This window comes from Wolbachia endosymbiont of Wiebesia pumilae, assembly GCF_017869285.1.
Taxonomy (GTDB): Bacteria; Pseudomonadota; Alphaproteobacteria; order Rickettsiales; family Anaplasmataceae; genus Wolbachia; species Wolbachia pipientis.
The window spans coordinates 1052231-1070303 of sequence record NZ_CP054557.1 but is presented as its reverse complement, the minus strand read 5'-3'; the positions used below and the strand labels follow the sequence as shown (position 1 = coordinate 1070303).

Genomic DNA, 18073 nt, shown 5'->3' with positions numbered 1-18073 from the left:
AATATTTAGGTTCTTGACTTCTATGTTAAAAGATATAACAACTAAGTTATGTCTTTTAAGTGAGGAAGTTATGAAATATGACAAATTTATGGAAATATTAAAAAAAATAAATGACCTTTCAGATTTGAGCAAGGACAATATAGTTGAAAAAATAAAAGCTAAGTTACAAGAAGAAGATCCAGATTTATGTCAAGAGTGGGAAAAGAGTAAACCTGACAACGATAGTGGATCTGGCATAAATTACATATTTACTATATCTCGTGGTCAAAATTCTAAGGAAGTCAAATTGTTACATCTTGCTTCTTATTGGAACTGTGCAAATGTAGCAAAAGCTCTGATTGAAAACGGGGCAGATATTAATGCAGAACATGATAATAAAATTACTCCTTTACATATTGCTGCTCACTATGGCCACGAAGATGTAGTAACCATTCTAACTGGAAAAGGAGCAATTGTTGATGCAAAAAATGGTGATGGATGGACTTCTTTACATTTTGCTGTTGAAAAGAACCACGAAAATGTAGTAAACACTCTAATTGGAAAAGGAGCAAATGTTAATGCAGAAAATGATAAAGGATGGGCTCCTTTACATCTTGCTATTACAAATGGCCACAAAGAGATAGTACAAGTTCTATCAAAAGCAGAAGGAATCAACGTTGATGCAAAAAATAGTGATGGGTGGACTCCTTTACATCTTGCTGCTGCAAATGGCCGCGAAGATATAGTAGAAACTCTAATTGAAAAAGGAGCAGATGTTAATGCGAAAGATCATTATAAATGGACTCCTTTAACATTTGCTTTTCAAAAAGGCCATGAAGTGGTAAAAGGAGCTCTATTAAAGGCACAAGAGAACATCAAAGCTTTGCATTCAGCTGTTAAACATAATAATGAGGAGGAGGTGAAAAACCTATTAAATAAAGGAGTAAACGTTAATGCAAAAGATGATGATGGATGTACTCCTTTACATCTTGCTGCTGAAAATAACCACATAGAGGTAGTAAAAATTCTAGTTGAGAAAGCAGATGTTAATGCAGAAGGTATTGTGGACGAGACTCCTTTACATCTTGCAGCCAGAGAGGGCCATAAAGATGTAGTAGACATTCTAATCAAAAAAGGAGCAAAGGTTAATGCAGAAAATGATAAAGGATGGGCTCCTTTACATCTTGCTGCTGAAAATAACCACATAGAGGTAGTAAAAATTCTAGTTGAGAAAGCAGATGTTAATATAAAGGATGCTGATAGATGGACTCCTTTGCATCTTGCTGCTGAAAATGGCCACGAAGATATAGTAAAAACTCTAATCGCAAAAGGAGCAAAGGTTAAGGCAAAAAATGGTGATAGACGTACTCCTTTACATCTTGCTGCTAAAAATGGCCACGAAGGTATAGTAAAAGTTCTGCTAGAAGCTGGAGCAGACCCTTCATTAAAAGATGTTGATGGAAAAACGCCAAGAGACCTCACTAAAGATCAAGGTATAATTCAGCTTTTAGAGGAAGCGGAAAAAAAGCAAACGTTAAAAAATGAGAATAAAAAAACGCCAAAGGATCTTACTGAAAATAAAGATGTAATGCAGCTTCCAGAGAAAAAGGAAGAAAAACAAATTGGAAAAAATGCAATTATGAAAGAAAAAGAACAGTCTGCAAAAAATGCAATTGTAAAAGGTGTTGTTGTGTGTTTTGTAACTGCAGTGATAGTTGGTGTTGCACTTGCATTTGCTACTGCCCTATCTGTACCAGCAATAATTGGGCTAGCTGCAGGATCTGCGCTCATAGTTGGTGCTGGTCAATATATAATGTCAAAGCCTAAAACTGAAATGAAAGAAGTAAAGGAACTTGTGCCTAGAGAGACAGAAAAAACACTTACTTGATTTTTGTTATCCTGTTGCTATCAGACTAGCCTGGCACCTTATATTTATTGGGATAACTGTTTTATTATGAATTAAGTCAAAAACTCTGTAATATATTGAAGCTTAAAGATATCTTTAGATATGGAAGTTATTGCAGAAAATAGGAAAGCAAGGTTTGAATATTTCATCTTAGAAGAATTTGAAGCGGGTATGGTCTTATTAAGCAGTGAAGTTAAATCGCTAAGAGAAAGAAAAGTAAATATTTCCGACGCCTACGTTGTTGAAAAGAATAGCGAAGTATGGCTGCACAATATGCATATTGCAGAATATAAAGCTGCGAACCGAAAAAATCATAAACCAAAAAGGGAACGTAAATTACTCTTGCATAAAAAGGAGATAAATAAACTAATTGGTCAAATCAAGACTGCTGGGATAACTGTTGTGCCGCTTTCGGTCTATTTTAACGATAAAGGATTTGCAAAAACTAAAATTGCCATTGTAAAAGGAAAAAAACTCTACGATAAGAGAGCAACCATAAAACAGAGAGAGTGGGATCGTGAAAAAAGTAGATTGTCTAAGAATAATTTATAGCAAAATATGTCTTTAAATCCAGTAATTTTCAGCATCGGTCCTGTTTCTATATATTGGTATTCCTTAGCCTACGTTTTGGGTATAGTGTTTGCATATTGGTATTTACATAAGCTAGATGACCAAAAAATATTTACTAAGAATTTTTACGATTCGTTATTAACAGCCACTATTGTAGGTATTATCCTTGGAGGTAGACTTGGCTACGTATTGATATATGATCCAGTTCTTTATATAAGCAACCCTATTGAGATATTGAAGACCTGGGAAGGAGGGATGTCATTTCATGGTGGTGCTATAGGAGTTTTGCTTGCAGTAATAATTTCGTGTAAAAGACATAATATCCCTACATTTTATGCACTGGACCTAGTTTCTTGCGGAGTTCCCATAGGTTTATTTTTAGGTCGCATAGGCAATTTTATAAACGGAGAGTTATTTGGCAGAGTTACAACTATGCCATGGGGTATGGTATTTCCAGAGAGTGGTGATAATTTGCTGCATCATCCAAGCCAGCTTTATGAGGCACTTTTTGAAGGACTGCTACTTTTTGCAGTTGCAAATTCACTGTTTTTCTTAACTAGAATAAGACTGTATCACGGTGCGTTAACTGGTATTGCAGTTATGTGGTATGGAATAGCACGTTTTTTCGTTGAGTTCTTTCGCGAACCAGACTATCAAATTGGCTATTTGTGGCTTGATTTAACTATGGGGCAGTTGCTTTCTATACCTATGGTTTTGCTAGGAATGCTTGTATATCTAGGCGCATTAAATTTAAAATTTAATACGAAATCTGTCACATAGAGAAAAGGTGAGTTCAATAGAAAAATGTAGCCAGAAGCCCCACATTATGCACAATTGTACGAATTTTCTGCGTTGCAGTAGAATGAATCGGTGGGCTTTGTTGCATCGCTAGCTATGATGGATTAAAGATAAAAAAGGTGGAGAATATCAGTAGCTTATTATTCTGGTATTTATAACAAGAACGGTCAGTGAATACCTAAATTTGAGTAAAAGAAATTTCACTACCACTCACTAATCTGGCTAAAATTCAAGAATTTCAATGCTTTAGCTATTTTCAATAGAATTAAATTTATTAATATAAATAACAAATTACTATTCTTAAATTTGATCAGATTGATTGCAAAAAAACAAGATTTTCAATAAGTTGCTTATAATCCTAATTATAGTTAGCCTTTCATAAGTAGCGATGCAACAAAGCCATCCCAGTGTCAGCTACTTTCATGACACCATTTGCTGTGCAGTTTACCTTCAAAAATGAATGTTCGTACAGCTATGGAATGAATCGCGGTATGACGTAGCTTCGCTATAGGCAATGAAGGAAATATTAACTATACTTCTTTTTACCATTGTTTATATTTCCTATTCACATATATTAATATTTTACTCACTTAAAGTAAGCTAACTACCGTTATTAATATTTTTGTAATAAAAATTGTATATGGTGCATGTAATCAAATTAAGAGGAAGATTGTGGAAATTACGCCATCAATAAAAAAAGAATTGAAGCAAAGTACTCTATATGTTTGCCTAGAACAATGCAAAAGTGCATTTTGGTTTATCTTTTGGTTTAGTGCGGGAATCAATTTATTAATGTTATTCCTACCACTTTATACCTCTCAAGTGCTTGATCGGGTGATATCGAGCGAAAGTGTATCAACACTAACTATGCTGACAATTATCACTTTATCTGCATTTGCATGTTCTGCAATGCTTGAAACTTGTCGATATTTAGCCATGGCAAAAATAGGTGATTGGATCGATAAAACTGCAACACCAGATCTGATAGTAAGGTCAATCAGGCTAACGTCAGTGCAGAGCTCAACTTCAAGTGGTGAAGCAATACGAGATCTCGGAGTGATAAAAAATTTCATTACAGGAAATGGTATATTCTCACTGTTTGATACTCCATGGTCGTTAATTTACCTTGTTGTGATTTTCATGATACATACCTCCACGGGGTTTATAGCTATTACTGGAATTATTATATTAGTCTCTATGGCAATATGGAATGAACTTGCCACTAAACGAATATTACAAGAAACCAACGAAGAAACTATACGGAATATCAATGCTATAGATGTTGCAACAAGAAATGCAGAAGTGGTTGAAGCTATGGGCATGTCAGAATTCATAGTCTCTGATTGGTGTAAACGAAATGATCAGAACCGAGCAATGCAAATTAAAGCACAAAATCGCTCTAATGTAATTACTGGAATCACTAAATTTTTGCGCTCAACTCTGCAAATATCAGTAATTGGAACAGGTGCATTACTTGCAATCACAGCTCATAAGACTGCCGGTAGCATCATCGCTGCTTCAATTTTAATGGGTAGAGTATTAGCACCATTTGACGCTGCGGTTCATACTTGGAAGTTTTTAAATCAGGCTAGAATGTCATATGGAAGGCTACAAAGACTTATATTAACATCGCCAAAAAGAGAGCAAACGATGGCTCTACCAGAACCTGAAGGAAAATTGGAATTTGATAGAGTATTTTTTACTCCTTATGGAAGCAATAAGCCGACAGTAAAAGGAATATCATTCATTATAGATCCTGGAGATGTAGTTGGTGTTATTGGTGCAAGTGCTTCTGGTAAATCCACTATCGCAAAATTAACTGTTGGTGTATGGAAGCCAATATCTGGTGTAGTCAGACTAGATGGCGCTGATGTATATACTTGGAATCGAGAAAATTTTGGTAATTATGTTGGCTACTTACCTCAGGATATTGAGTTATTTAACACTAGTGTCAAAGCTAATATTGCTCGCATGAGGCCAGATCCAAATCCTGAAGAAATAATCAAAGCAGCAAAAATTGCAGGAATACATGAACTAATACTAAGCTTACCAAATGGATATGATACAACAATAGGAGGTCCTGGAGGAGTAACGCTCTCTGGCGGCCAAAAACAGCTTCTTGGACTTGCCAGAGCTTTTTATGGTCACACAAAACTTTTAGTACTTGATGAACCAAACGCTAACTTAGATAGCAATGGAGAGGCATGCTTAATTAATGCAATTGGCATTGCAAGAAAACAAAATACTACTACTGTTATCATCACTCACAAGCTACCGTTATTGTCCGTAGTTGATAAGGTGATCCTCATGTCAGATGGTGTCATTTACGCTATGGGACCAAAAGATGAGATTTTGAGCAAATTAGTTGCTCCATCATCAAGTACCACAGAAGATGAGCGCTCTTCAGCAAATGGTTAGTTTACTTACAATAAATTCTGTATCTGAAATAACAACTGTTCCAGAAAAATATATATTTCTTTACCATTAGAAATAATATTACAAGAATAGTAAATAGATTAATAACTCTTATTAATTAAAGTCAATCGGCAGATATAGCTAAAGTGGCTTAGGTTTACCTACAATTTGAAAAACAACAAATTCGTCTTAATGAATTTTCTTAATTTGTTATCTAAATAACTTAATATTAGTGGTAATTTTATAAAAAAATTATAATATAAATAATGTTGCTGCGAAAATTTATAACAATATTTCCCTCTAACGTTTAATGAATTTCAATAAATTGCCTTTTTAATTCTAGATAAGTATATGCTTTGTTAATATGTTTAGTTCAAAATCCAAAAGTAAGTTTATGCTTTCTATTGGAGAAGAAGGCATAATGTTACTATATTTTAAAAATAATACTTTAAATAAAAGGTATTTTGTTAAGGGCAAAAACGATAAAGCAGTTTCCGATTTAATTTCATGTCTTTCGTCAGATAAAAAAGCACCTTTATACCTGGTGCTTAATCATGCAGATCAAAATTACTCGCTACAGTTTATTACAAGGGCAAACAAGATTAGTGCCTATCTATCAGCAAAAACAAAGATGGAGCATTTTTCTCGTAATAATGACATAAGTTCAGTTTTTTTGGTTGAGAAGCCAAACAAATTCAATCAAAACTGGTGCTATCTTCTTGTTTCATCAAAAGCAAAGCATTTAGTAGAATATTGGTTGAATGTGTTTATTGAGATAGGCTCCAACTTTAAGGGAATATTAATGTTTCCTATAGAAATAAGTAATATAACAAAAAAGATTCTACATAAAGATCCTAATAATTGGAAAATTATAGTTGCTGCAACTAAAACGGGAGGCTATAGACAAGTGGTTCTTAAAGAGAATAAAATGGTATTTACGCGCTTAACATCATTTACTAATGATAATTTACCAGGAATTATCGCTGGTGGAATATATCAGGAAGTGCAAGATACTATTCGATCCTTAACTAAGTTTGGGTTTGAAAAAAATAACCCTATCGACCTTTGTATCATAGTGTCAGAAGATATCAAAGCTAGTTTATCAGTCATAAATTTTTCAGAGAACAGTGTGAACATATTAACTCCATATGAGTTAGGCAAACTATTAGGAGCAGAACTAGCTATAAGTGAAAAAGATAACTTTTGCGATACCATAATTTTGTTTCATAGCTTTAAGAATAAATTAGCAGCTATTTTTAATACAAAGGAAACTAAAGAATTTTATCTATTCAATTACCTTTATTTAAACTCTCCTCGAATTTTTCTATACTTCGCCCTGGTTTTAGTTATAACAGACACCCTTTGTTTGCTAAATTTGTATTCAAATTTCAATGTCGCTGATAATTTATCAGCAAAGCAGAACACCTTAAATAACCAATTAACAAAACTTAGCCAAAGCTATAATGTAAAAAAAATAGATGAAATTTATGATTTTATTAATATCAATAATATTTTATCAAAAATAGAATACTCTCCTCTTACACAAGTTAAGTATGTAGAAAAGTTAAAAATACCAGGTATAGAGCTTCGATCATTTGAATGGAATTATAATGAGGCAAAAAGTTATATTACCACAACTTTAAAGTTTAATTTTCAATCCGGTAAAAATATTTCTCATCAATACGAGAAACTACGAAAAAATTTAAACGATAATTTTCGTACCTATGACATTAATATTTCTAGCTTACCTGCTGCTAAAGAGCAAAATCTATCTATTGATGTTGAAATAGGAGAGGCAATGTAGATTAATGACTATCTCTCAATTAAAAAGAAAAGCTACAATTCAGTTTATATCGTATTTGTTATTATCTGTTGGATTAATAGGGTTATTAACATATGTTGTTATCTATAACGAAAAGATTTATAATAAAAACCAAATTGCGATTAATAAAATACGTTCTATTAATTTACAGATTACTGGAATTCAAAAAAAGGAAGTTGTTCTAAATAAAAACCTAGATTTATGGAAAAAAATTTCTTCTTCAAATTTACATAGTAGCAGATACATTGCAAATTTAAATTTCGAGCTTAGCAAGTTATATAAAAAGTACTATATATTAGAACCTGAAATATCAATTTCTATACCCGAAGAAGTTGAGCTCCACAACAAAAGTGAACGCACAAAAGTAATAAAAAGTGAAGTGGTCCTAAATTTAAGCTCAATCAGCGATAAGCATATTTTTTTATTTCTACAGTCTATTCCAAATCTGCCCGGTTATGTTATGATCAAATCTCTTATTTTAAATAAGCAGAGAAATATTGATGCTGCAACTATGAATCAGATTTTGAATGGTAATATGATAGAGATAGTGAGAGCTAATATAGTCTTTGATTGGTATACTATATTAAGTAGATAAGGTGATGAACATAAAGCTGTTTTTTATTTTTACGCTACTCATTTCCAATGTTAATGCATATTGCAGTTGTGAAGATATCATAGAAAGCATAGAAATTTGTAAGGAGTATTCTTGCCGACAATATATTGGCAATGAAGATTTTATTGAGCATAAAATATTAGGATTAAATAGTGGGAATTTATGCGTATATATAGAAAAACAAGGTAATGATGAAATGGTTTGTCATCATTCTCAGTATGGAATGATGATAGAAAAAAGATATTTTGAAAGTATTCTTAAAGTTGGCAATCAAGAAATCGACGATTTTATTGATATAGCAAATTTGCGTGCAAAAGAGTGTTTCTTTATCAACAATCAAAAACTAAGCTATACAGATCGGGACGATATAATAAGAGAAGCAGTGGAAAGTGACTTTGACGTTTTGTCACAATATAGTAACGTAAAAAGCATTTTTTTTGATGAAGAGCCAGTTAATAGAATGGTCAATGAAATGGAAAAGTTCAATTTACAATCTTCAAGAGCTGCAAAAGAGGAGGTATCAGATAATTTCAACGGTAAGGTAGTGAGTTTAGACTCAATTTTATATCTTTCTCCCGATACATGGAAAATATGGGTAAATGGAAAACTGTTTATAAATACTAAGGATTTAAAAGTGCACTCAGTCACTGAAAATTATGTAACTTTTGTATGGACCGTAGATCAAAAAGCAATAAAAAAGCATGCGAATGATTCTCAAAATGTATATTTTGGATATGGGAGTATTATGTTTACGCTTTATCCAAAACAAAAATTTGACTTGGATGGCTTATCTATTAAATAACTTAAATATATATGCGCTTGTAGCTCAGTTGGATAGAGCGTTGCCCTCCGGAGGCAAAGGCCGTGGGTTCGAATCCCTCCAAGCGCACTTTTAATTAAATTTGACAATAGTATTTTCACATAAGATAATAAAAGGATTTATTTAGAGCATAATTATGTCTGGTGGTACCATAAACAAAGTCATACTAGTTGGTAATTTAGGAAAAGATCCTGAAATTAGGACTACACAAAATGGAAAAGAAATGGCAAGTTTTTCAATAGCCACGTCTGAAAGTTGGACTGACAAACTTTCCGGTATGCGCTCTGAAAAGACAGAGTGGCATAATATCGTAATTTTTAGTGAAGGATTAGTAAAAATCGTCAAAGATTTTGCACGTAAAGGCAGTAAAGTTTATGTTGAAGGTTCTTTGAGAACTAGAAAATGGACTGACCAAAACGGTGGTGAAAGATACACAACAGAGGTGGTTCTATATAATTTTAATAGCGCTCTTACTCTCTTGGATTCACGAAATAGTGCGCCAAATTCTGATTACAAGCCAAGTGAATACAAACAAGGTGAAACAGAACAAAAAGATAAACACGAAAGTTTTGACAACGATATAAAAGATGAACTACTCGACGATGAAATACCATTTTAACAATTTAAATTGAAATCTACATTTTTATGGACTGCTTGTGTTACTCCTTTTAATTGCAATGGAGATAGTATAGATTATAGCAGTTTGCAGCGTTTACTGACAATGCAAGTTAAAGCTGAAAATGGCGTAGTGTTGCTGGGTAGCACAGGTGAAGGCCTATCGCTTACTGATTCTGAAAAACGCGAGTTAGTTGAATTTGTATGTGAGCTAAAATTAAATACAAAAATTATAATTGGCGTACCAGGAGTGAATCTATATCAGACTCTTGAATGGCTTGATTTTTGCAAGGGTATGCCTATTCATGGCTATCTAATGACAACTCCCATTTATGCAAAGCCCGGAATTATGGGGCAGACTTTATGGTTTGAAAAGCTGCTTGAGAAAGCACATGTGCCGGTTATGTTTTACAATATTCCATCAAGAGCAGGAATAAATCTTCACGCTGAAACTGTACGCAACTTATCCAGCCACGAAAAATTTTGGGCTATCAAAGATTCAAGTGGCACTGTTGATACTTTAGCTCAGTATAAGAAAGTTGCACCAAATATTGAGGTCTTTTGTGGAGATGATAATATGATATCCGATATGGCCGCTTATGGTGCGGCTGGCCTGGTTTCCGTTGCTGCCAATGTTTGGCCGCGCGTAGCACATGAATACGTTAAGCAGTGTCTGAACGACGAACTTTCTTCACTGTCATTCCAGCGCGTGACGCTGGAATCCAGAAGGAAACCTGTTCAAATGACAGAAAATGACATGAAAAGTTCAACAGATATCTGGCAACAAGCCTGCAAAGCCCTATTTATTGCCAGCAACCCAATACCCACTAAAGCACTTTTGCATGATATTGGGCTCATAGAACATCAAACTGTCCGCCTACCGCTCAGCACAGAAGACTTGCCTTCTGTTGAAAAATTGAGGCAAGTCAATAAAATGATTCTTGGATGGAAAGAATTGGCTACTCTCTAAATAGTCTTGCAACTTTGATTTAATATACAATCCAAGTTTCATTTGAACACTCCCAAACTTATCACTTTATGCCACTGGTCTTCATCTAAAATTTCTACACCTAATTCCACTGCCTTTTTATATTTGGATCCTGGTTTTTCTCCTGCAATTAGGTAGTCAGTTTTAGCAGAAAGATGTGAGCTGACCTTTGCTCCTAGAGTTTTGGCTCTTACTTTTGCCTCTCCTCTACTCATAGCAAGTAGCTTACCAGTAAACACTATAATTTTATTATTTAAAACAGAGTTACTAGAGTTGGAGCTCACAGGAAGAATTTGAAGACAAGCAGTAAGATCATTTAACATTTTGATGTTATGTTCCTTAGAAAAAAATGATTCCAAAGATTCAGCTACTTTTTTTCCTATGCCGTCTATACCTACTAGCTCAGTATTATCTGATGACAGTTCAATCATCGAATTATACCAATTATAATAAGAAACATAATAATCTGCAAGCAATTCTGCTGCAACTTGGCCAATAAATCTAATACCTAAAGAAAATATAAACCTATCTAGAGTTATTACCCTTCTGCTTTGTATAGCATTTAATAAATGAGCTATTGATTTCTTGCCCCAACCAGACTGTTCTTCCAGATTAAATTCATCCAATCTTTCTTCTAAAGTAAAAATATCGGGAATTTGTTTTATCAGACCAAGGTCGTAAAAAAACTCTATCTGCTTATCACCAAGGCCAACAATGTCAAATGCATCTTTCGATACAAAATGCTTTAGTTTTTCTATTATTTGAGCTTTACAGGCAAATTCCTCAGGACATCTTACTGCAGCCTCTCCCTCAACCTGACGTACTTTACTACCACATTCAGGGCATACTTCAGGAAACACAAATTCAGGTGTATTTGGAAGACGAGAATCTCTGCTTACTTCAACGATCTGGGGAATTACATCCCCTGCCCTTTTGATTGTTACAATATCTCCCTCTCTTATGTCTTTACGTTTTATCTCATCTTGGTTATGCAGACTTGCTCTACTAACTAGCACCCCACCAACATTGACTGGCACTAAATCTGCAACTGGAGTTAAAACCCCTGTTCTGCCCACCTGTATAAATATCTTGTTTAACTTTGTTTTTGCATAAACCGCAGAAAACTTGTATGCAAGTGCTGAGCGCGGTGCTTTGTGAGTATTCCCTAGACGATTTTGTAGTACCAAATCATTTACTTTATAGACTATTCCATCAATATCATAATCCAAGTTATAGCGACAGTTATAGACTTCATTATAGAACTTCAGCATTCCATCTAAACTACTCGTTAAGGACTGATGCTCATTTACGCAAAAACCAAGTGCCTCAAGCTTATTTAGTACCTCACTTTGACTTTTCTCTGCTCCACCAATCAAAGAATAAGCAAAATATCTAAGAGGTCTGCTTGCTGTAATGTTTGCATCCAATTGCTTTAGAGAACCAGCGGCTGCATTTCGAGGATTGGCAAATTCATCGTTTTCATTTAACTTTAAAAAGTCGCTGTTACTGATGTATATTTCACCTCTTACTTCTAGTCTTCCTTGCACACCTTGCAAAAACTTAGGAAAGCCTTTTATTGTTGCAACATTGTGAGTGACATCTTCCCCTACAAAACCATCACCTCGAGTTGCAGCTTTAACAAATCTTCCATCCTCATAAATTGCAGAAAACGACAACCCATCAATTTTTGGTTCACATAATATCTCTATTTTGTCCTCAATTAAAAACCTCTTTATTTTAGACAAAAATTTCTCTACACCTTGTTCATCATAAGCATTCTCAAGGGAAAGCATAGGTTCTTGATGTTCCACCTTAGAAAACCTCTCATCAGGTGGAGCACCAACACTATCTTGTGTTGCATAAATTTCTGGCTCTATTTCAGCTAACTTTTTCTTCAGTTCATCATATTCAGCATCACTTATTTCTGGCTTATTTTTTTGGTGATACAAAACATTATGATAATTTATTTGATCTTGCAGTTTTTCTCTCATCTTTTCTAAGTTAGTCATGATACCAATATAATGCTACATTAGCCTTTGTCGTCAAGCTGTGAATTTTCTTGAATTTATCATATGGTCTTAATCCATCAAATATCAAAGGTGCCACAATGCTATAGCCATACTTATTCTTCTCTCGCTCAATTGTATTAGCAGATCTCACTTGCTTTAGCCATATATTTATATAAAATTAAAATAAATTAGAGTAAACAATATTGCTGTTTAAATGCTAACAAGATTCGCTCCAAGCCCAACTGGCTACCTCCACGTAGGAAACGTACGAACTGCCTTGGTTTGTTGGATGTACACACGCAATCAAAATGGAAAATTTTTACTCCGTTTTGATGATACTGACCTTCAGCGTTCAGATGTCAAATATATAAATGATATCATACAAGATTTGAAATGGATTGGTATCAATTGGGATGCAAGTTTCAAGCAATCAGAGCGCTTTGAGCGTTACAATGAGGTGTTTTTGCAGTTAATAAAAGAAGGGCATATTTATGCATGCTATGAAACAAGAGAAGAGTTAGACATTAAACGAAAATTGCAGTTAAAACAAGGACTTCCCCCTGTATATGACAGAAGCGCGTTACTTCTAACTGAGCAAGAGAAAATTAGTTATGAGCAAGAAGGAAGAAGACCACATTTTAGATTTAAGTTGAATAGAAATGAGGTTGTTAAATGGAATGATGAAGTTAAAGGTGAAATAAATATTGCAACCAGTAGCATAAGTGACCCTGTGGTAAAAAGAGAAGATGGAATTTACACATACATGTTACCTTCTGTTATTGATGATGTTGACTTTAATGTAACCCATGTTGTACGCGGGGAAGATCATGTAACTAATACCGCAGTTCAGCTCCAAATGATTAAAGCATTAAAAGCGAAAATCCCTACATTTGCTCACCTTTCTCTGCTACATTTTGATGATAGCAAGATATCCAAGCGAACCGGCGTGCTGGACATTAAATCTATAAAAGAAGACGAAATTGAACCGATGGCACTAGTTAGTTATTTAGTGAAGCTTGGAACATCCAATCCAATTGAAGCTTGCGCCTGTATGCAATCTTTGATTGATTCATTTGACATTAAAAAATTTAGCTCAGCATGTACGCAATTTAGCTTGAGTGAAGCATACAAGCTAAATAGCAAAGTGCTGCAACAAATGCCATTTGAAATTATACAAGAACGTTTAAATCAAATTGGAGTGGACTCCTCAGAGTTTTGGTATTTTATAAAGAACAATATAGAAAGGTTTTCTGAGGTGGCCAAGTGGTGGAAAATATGCAAATCCGATATAGAGCCTGTGATTCTTGATAAGGAGCTTATAAAAATTGCGTTCAATGCATTGCCCCAAGGTGATTGTAATGAAAACACGTTGTCAGAATGGGTCAAAACTATTCGACAAACAGTGGATATAAAGGCAAAAAACCTATTTACGCAGTTGCGTTCAGCTTTAACAGGAACAGAAACAGGACCAGAGCTCGCTAAACTATTAATTTTTATCGGCAAAGAAAATATCATTGCAAGGTTAAAAGAAAAGTGAAAACTAAAGAATTATAGCTAATGCAATCCCTACGTCATACCGCGATTCATTCGCGGTATCCCTTAGCCGCTAACAAGTAGCGGGATGACGGTTGTCGTTTAGCCATAAACATTAAGAAATTTACCAAATGAAAAAAAAGGCAAAAGAAGCCCCGTGGTTATTATCCGCTTTAAAATATTGGCGTTTTTTATGTTTTAAACGCTTGACAAGCGAGATTCAGCCGCTTTTAATTGCAACTAACTTACGCTGCAAATGTTTAAGAAATTTACTAAGCAGAAAAAAAGACAAAGAATCCCCGAGTTAGCTAGTCTTTTACTATCTCTGTCGAGTATTGGCATTTTTTGATGTCTTGTAACGCTTTATAAGCGCGTTCAGCTTATTTAGATAAAAATCTAGATGTAGATGAAGTTTTGTAAAGACATACAGTATCTATACACTGCAAAAAATTGAACATAAGACGCCGATACATTAAGTAATCCTTACCTTTTAATCTGCAGATTGGCGAAAGCAAATACAATAGCTTCACTATCATGATAAGGGAGCTGGCGGAGTTTGTCAAGTAAGTTTTTGTATTTTAATTTTAGAATTTTATAGGCTTTTGTTCTTATGAAAATTATGTTCTCATGAGTAAATTAATGTTATCCTTTTTTGTTGATCTAAAGTTTTTTATGTTCATACACTTGCGTGTTCATAGTGTTTATTCGCTGCTTGAAAGCTCGATTAAAATTGAGGAGCTGATCGGCCTTTGTTTGCGAAATAAAATGCCAGCGGTTGCAATTACTGATTCAGGTAACTTGTTTGGCTCACTTGAATTTGCAGAATATGCGGCAAGTAGGGGAATACAGCTAATAATAGGATGCAATATTATAGTTAAACATTCAGAACAAAATTTACCTATATTATTGCTTGCAAAAAATGAGCAAGGGTACACTAATTTAGTCACTTTGGTGAGTGAGTCTTTTAGAAAGCGCAAGAATAACAGCGATATTCCTTACGTTGATTTTGATGAGCTATTGAATTTAAGTACGGGTCTGATCGCTTTAACCGGTGGATGTTTGGCTCAACTATTGTTGAGGCAAGATAAAGAAACGGTTGAAAAACTGCTTTCAGCATTCAATGGTCATTTATATGTTGAATTGCAGCGTCATGGGTTGAATAAAGAGCTAGAGCTTGAAGAAGCTTTGATAGACTTTGCTTATCAGCGCAATATACCACTAGTTGCAACGAACGATGTGTTTTTTCCAAATAGGTCTGACTATGAGGCTTATGATATATTAACGTGTATATCGGAGGGGAGTTATGCCCTGGAGAATAACAGAAAGAAGTTAACTACCGAGCATTACTTCAAGTCTGTGGCAGAAATGGAGGAGCTGTTCAGCGACATTCCCGAAGCAATTCATAACACTTTAGTGATAGCTAAGCGGTGCTCTTACATGCCAAGAAGCAGGCAGCCTATTTTGCCTAAATTTCCTTGTCGAGAAAATAAAACTGAGAATGAAGAACTGAGGGAGCAGGCAGTTGCAGGATTAGAATTCCGTATTGCGAATGAGACAGACATAGACCTTAAACAATACTACGATCGGCTGAATTACGAACTGAGTGTGATAACTTCGATGAACTACGCTGGCTACTTTTTGATAGTTTCTGATTTCATTCGTTGGAGCAAAGCAAATGGCATTCCAGTTGGTCCAGGAAGAGGCTCTGGTGCTGGATCAATTGTTGCTTGGGGCTTGCAGATTACAGACCTTGATCCAATAAAGTTTGGCCTAATATTTGAAAGATTTTTGAATCCTGATCGTGTATCGATGCCTGACTTTGATATCGATTTCTGCCAAGAGAAAAGGGACCTGGTTATTGATTATGTTCAGAAAAAGTACGGTTATGTTGCTCAAATAATCACTTTTGGAAAATTGCAAGCAAGGGCAGTATTGCGTGATGTTGGTAGAGTATTGCAAATGCCTTACTCTCAAGTGGATAAAATATCTAAAATGGTTCCATTTAATCCAGTAAATCCTGTAACTTTATCACAAGCGATAGAGTTTGATCAAAACCTGCAGAAAGAACGAGATAGTGATGAGGTAATTGCAAAGCTTCTTGATATATCTCTTAAGCTTGAAGGAATATATCGTCACGTTTCAACCCATGCTGCTGGAATTGTAATATGTGATCAAAAGTTGGAAAATTTTGTTCCTGTGTATTATGATCCAAATTCAGCTTTGCCAATCACTCAATACAGCATGAAATATGTGGAGAAAGCTGGGCTAATAAAATTTGATTTTCTTGGACTTGGTACGCTAACGCTAATAGATCATGTATGTCGTTTAATTAATCGTGATGGAAAAAAGATTGATATTTCTTCAGTTTCTTTGAATGATCAAAAAACCTATGAGATACTCTCAAGCGGTGATTCAATTGGAGTGTTTCAGCTTGAAAGTTCGGGAATGAGAGAAGCTTTAATTAAACTAAAACCGGACTGCATTGAAGATATTATCGCTTTAATTTCCCTTTATCGTCCAGGACCTATGGATAACATTCCAACTTATGTTGCAAGAAAACATGGACTTGAAAAGCCAGATTATATTCATCCGTTACTTGAGGAAGTATTAAAAGAGACATTTGGGGTAATAATTTACCAAGAACAAGTGATGGAAATAGCCCGTATTCTTTCCGGGTATAGCTTAGCGGAAGCAGATTTGCTGAGACGTGCTATGGGTAAGAAAATCAAGGAAGAGATGGATAAACAACGTGAACTTTTCATCCAAGGGGCAACGAAGAATGGCGTTGATTACGACAGGGCAAGTTATATCTTTGACCTTGTTGCAAAATTTGCTGGTTATGGGTTCAATAAATCTCATGCTGCAGCATATGCGGTGATATCTTATCAAACGGCTTACCTTAAAGCTAATTATCCATTAGAATTTTTTACAGCACTAATGAATCTGAATATTGATGATAGAGATAAACTGAATTTATTTTATCATGCAGCAAAGTTTAGTGGCGTTACCGTTCTTTCACCTGATATAAACAAGTCTCAAGCTGAATTCTCAATAGAGGATGAACGCATACGTTATGGTATTGCTGCCTTGAGGAATGTTGGTTTTTCTATAGCGGAAGGAATAGTGAACGTACGTTCAAGCGCTTGTAAGGACATATGGGAATTCATTCAAAATTCAGGTCATATAATAAATAAGAGAGCGCTAGAAAGCCTGATTAAATCCGGAGCATTCGATAGCGTGCATAAGAACAGAAAGCAGCTATATGAGTCAATGGACACGCTGATTTACTTTGCAAATAAAAACAAACAGGATAGAGAATCAAGTCAAGCTGCTTTGTTTGGTAGTCTTGATGTCCTCAAACCGAAACTTGAGAATGTGGAAGATTTTGATGAAGAGGAAAAATTAGAACATGAGTTATTTTCACTAGGATTTTATTTAACTAATCATCCGCTTGAAAAATTTAGAACTCTTCTGGAAAAGTTAAATATTGGGTTTATCGGAGAAAATAGAACAGCAAAAACTGCTGGGGTAATATTAAATGCACGTATGAGAACTTCAGAGCGTGGAAGGTTTGTTATCCTCACACTTTCTGATCCCCATAACGTTTCTGAAATAGCATTCTATAATAATGAAATAATAGAAGAAAAAAGAGATTTATTTTCACCAGGAACATTTGTGATAATTGATCTTGAAGCTTCGGAAAATACAACAAGATTAGCAGGCAAGGATATATCTGAGTTTACAAAAAGAGTCACTTCTACAATAAAAGAATTAGTTCTCACCACTGAGTGCACGGATTCGCAAAAAGCCGCTATGGAATTAAACACAATATTGAAAGATGAAGGCAGAACCAAAATAATGCTAAAACTTCTTCTCGAAAAACATAAAGTGAGCATCTTATTACCAGGTGCATACTCAATTGCTCCTCAAGTAATTTATGAAATATCTAATTTAAGCTGGATTAAAGGCGTAGAAATTAATACAAATAACTTGCTTATATAAAAA

Annotated in this window: 12 protein-coding genes and 1 tRNA gene; 12 read left to right on the top strand and 1 reads right to left on the bottom strand. The window is 34.7% G+C overall.

Annotated features, from left to right (window positions below):
- Positions 1-22: 22 nt before the first annotated feature.
- The 10 genes from HUB92_RS05610 (at position 23) to dapA (ending at position 10508) form a co-directional block, all read left to right on the top strand.
- Positions 23-1867, top strand: coding sequence for an ankyrin repeat domain-containing protein (locus HUB92_RS05610; RefSeq protein WP_209472650.1), 1845 nt, complete (start codon positions 23-25; stop codon positions 1865-1867).
- Between the two features lie 120 nt (positions 1868-1987).
- Positions 1988-2437: an SsrA-binding protein SmpB gene (gene smpB / locus HUB92_RS05605; RefSeq protein WP_007548863.1), complete on the top strand. Its 450-nt coding sequence runs from the start codon at positions 1988-1990 to the stop codon at positions 2435-2437.
- 6 nt (positions 2438-2443) lie between these two features.
- Positions 2444-3235, top strand: a complete 792-nt coding sequence (lgt, locus tag HUB92_RS05600) for a prolipoprotein diacylglyceryl transferase (RefSeq protein WP_010962823.1) — start codon at positions 2444-2446, stop codon at positions 3233-3235.
- A 690-nt stretch (positions 3236-3925) separates the two neighbouring features.
- Positions 3926-5671, top strand: a complete 1746-nt coding sequence (locus HUB92_RS05595; RefSeq protein ID WP_209472648.1) for a type I secretion system permease/ATPase — start codon at positions 3926-3928, stop codon at positions 5669-5671.
- Between the two features lie 361 nt (positions 5672-6032).
- Positions 6033-7472: a hypothetical protein gene (locus tag HUB92_RS05590; protein WP_209472646.1), complete on the top strand. Its 1440-nt coding sequence runs from the start codon at positions 6033-6035 to the stop codon at positions 7470-7472.
- Between the two features lie 4 nt (positions 7473-7476).
- Positions 7477-8085, top strand: coding sequence for a hypothetical protein (locus tag HUB92_RS05585; RefSeq protein WP_209472644.1), 609 nt, complete (start codon positions 7477-7479; stop codon positions 8083-8085).
- 4 nt (positions 8086-8089) lie between these two features.
- On the top strand, positions 8090-8905 hold the full coding sequence (locus HUB92_RS05580; protein ID WP_209473389.1) for a hypothetical protein: 816 nt from the start codon (positions 8090-8092) through the stop codon (positions 8903-8905).
- Positions 8906-8918: 13 nt separating this feature from the next.
- Positions 8919-8992 (top strand) — tRNA-Arg (locus HUB92_RS05575).
- A 67-nt stretch (positions 8993-9059) separates the two neighbouring features.
- Entirely contained in the window at positions 9060-9542 is a 483-nt protein-coding gene (locus HUB92_RS05570) for a single-stranded DNA-binding protein (protein ID WP_010082448.1), read from the top strand.
- 9 nt (positions 9543-9551) lie between these two features.
- Positions 9552-10508, top strand: coding sequence for a 4-hydroxy-tetrahydrodipicolinate synthase (dapA, locus tag HUB92_RS05565; protein WP_209472642.1), 957 nt, complete (start codon positions 9552-9554; stop codon positions 10506-10508).
- A gap of 38 nt (positions 10509-10546) precedes the next feature.
- Here dapA and ligA read toward each other — a convergent pair whose 3' ends face one another.
- Positions 10547-12535 carry an NAD-dependent DNA ligase LigA gene (gene ligA / locus HUB92_RS05560; RefSeq protein WP_209472640.1) on the bottom strand — a complete coding sequence of 663 codons (1989 nt, stop codon included), beginning with the start codon at positions 12533-12535 and terminating at the stop codon, positions 10547-10549.
- Between the two features lie 214 nt (positions 12536-12749).
- Between ligA and gltX the strand changes: the two genes are divergently transcribed.
- Positions 12750-14072, top strand: a complete 1323-nt coding sequence (gene gltX / locus HUB92_RS05555) for a glutamate--tRNA ligase (RefSeq protein ID WP_209472638.1) — start codon at positions 12750-12752, stop codon at positions 14070-14072.
- Between the two features lie 668 nt (positions 14073-14740).
- Positions 14741-18070: a DNA polymerase III subunit alpha gene (gene dnaE / locus HUB92_RS05550; protein ID WP_209473387.1), complete on the top strand. Its 3330-nt coding sequence runs from the start codon at positions 14741-14743 to the stop codon at positions 18068-18070.
- Positions 18071-18073: the final 3 nt, after the last annotated feature.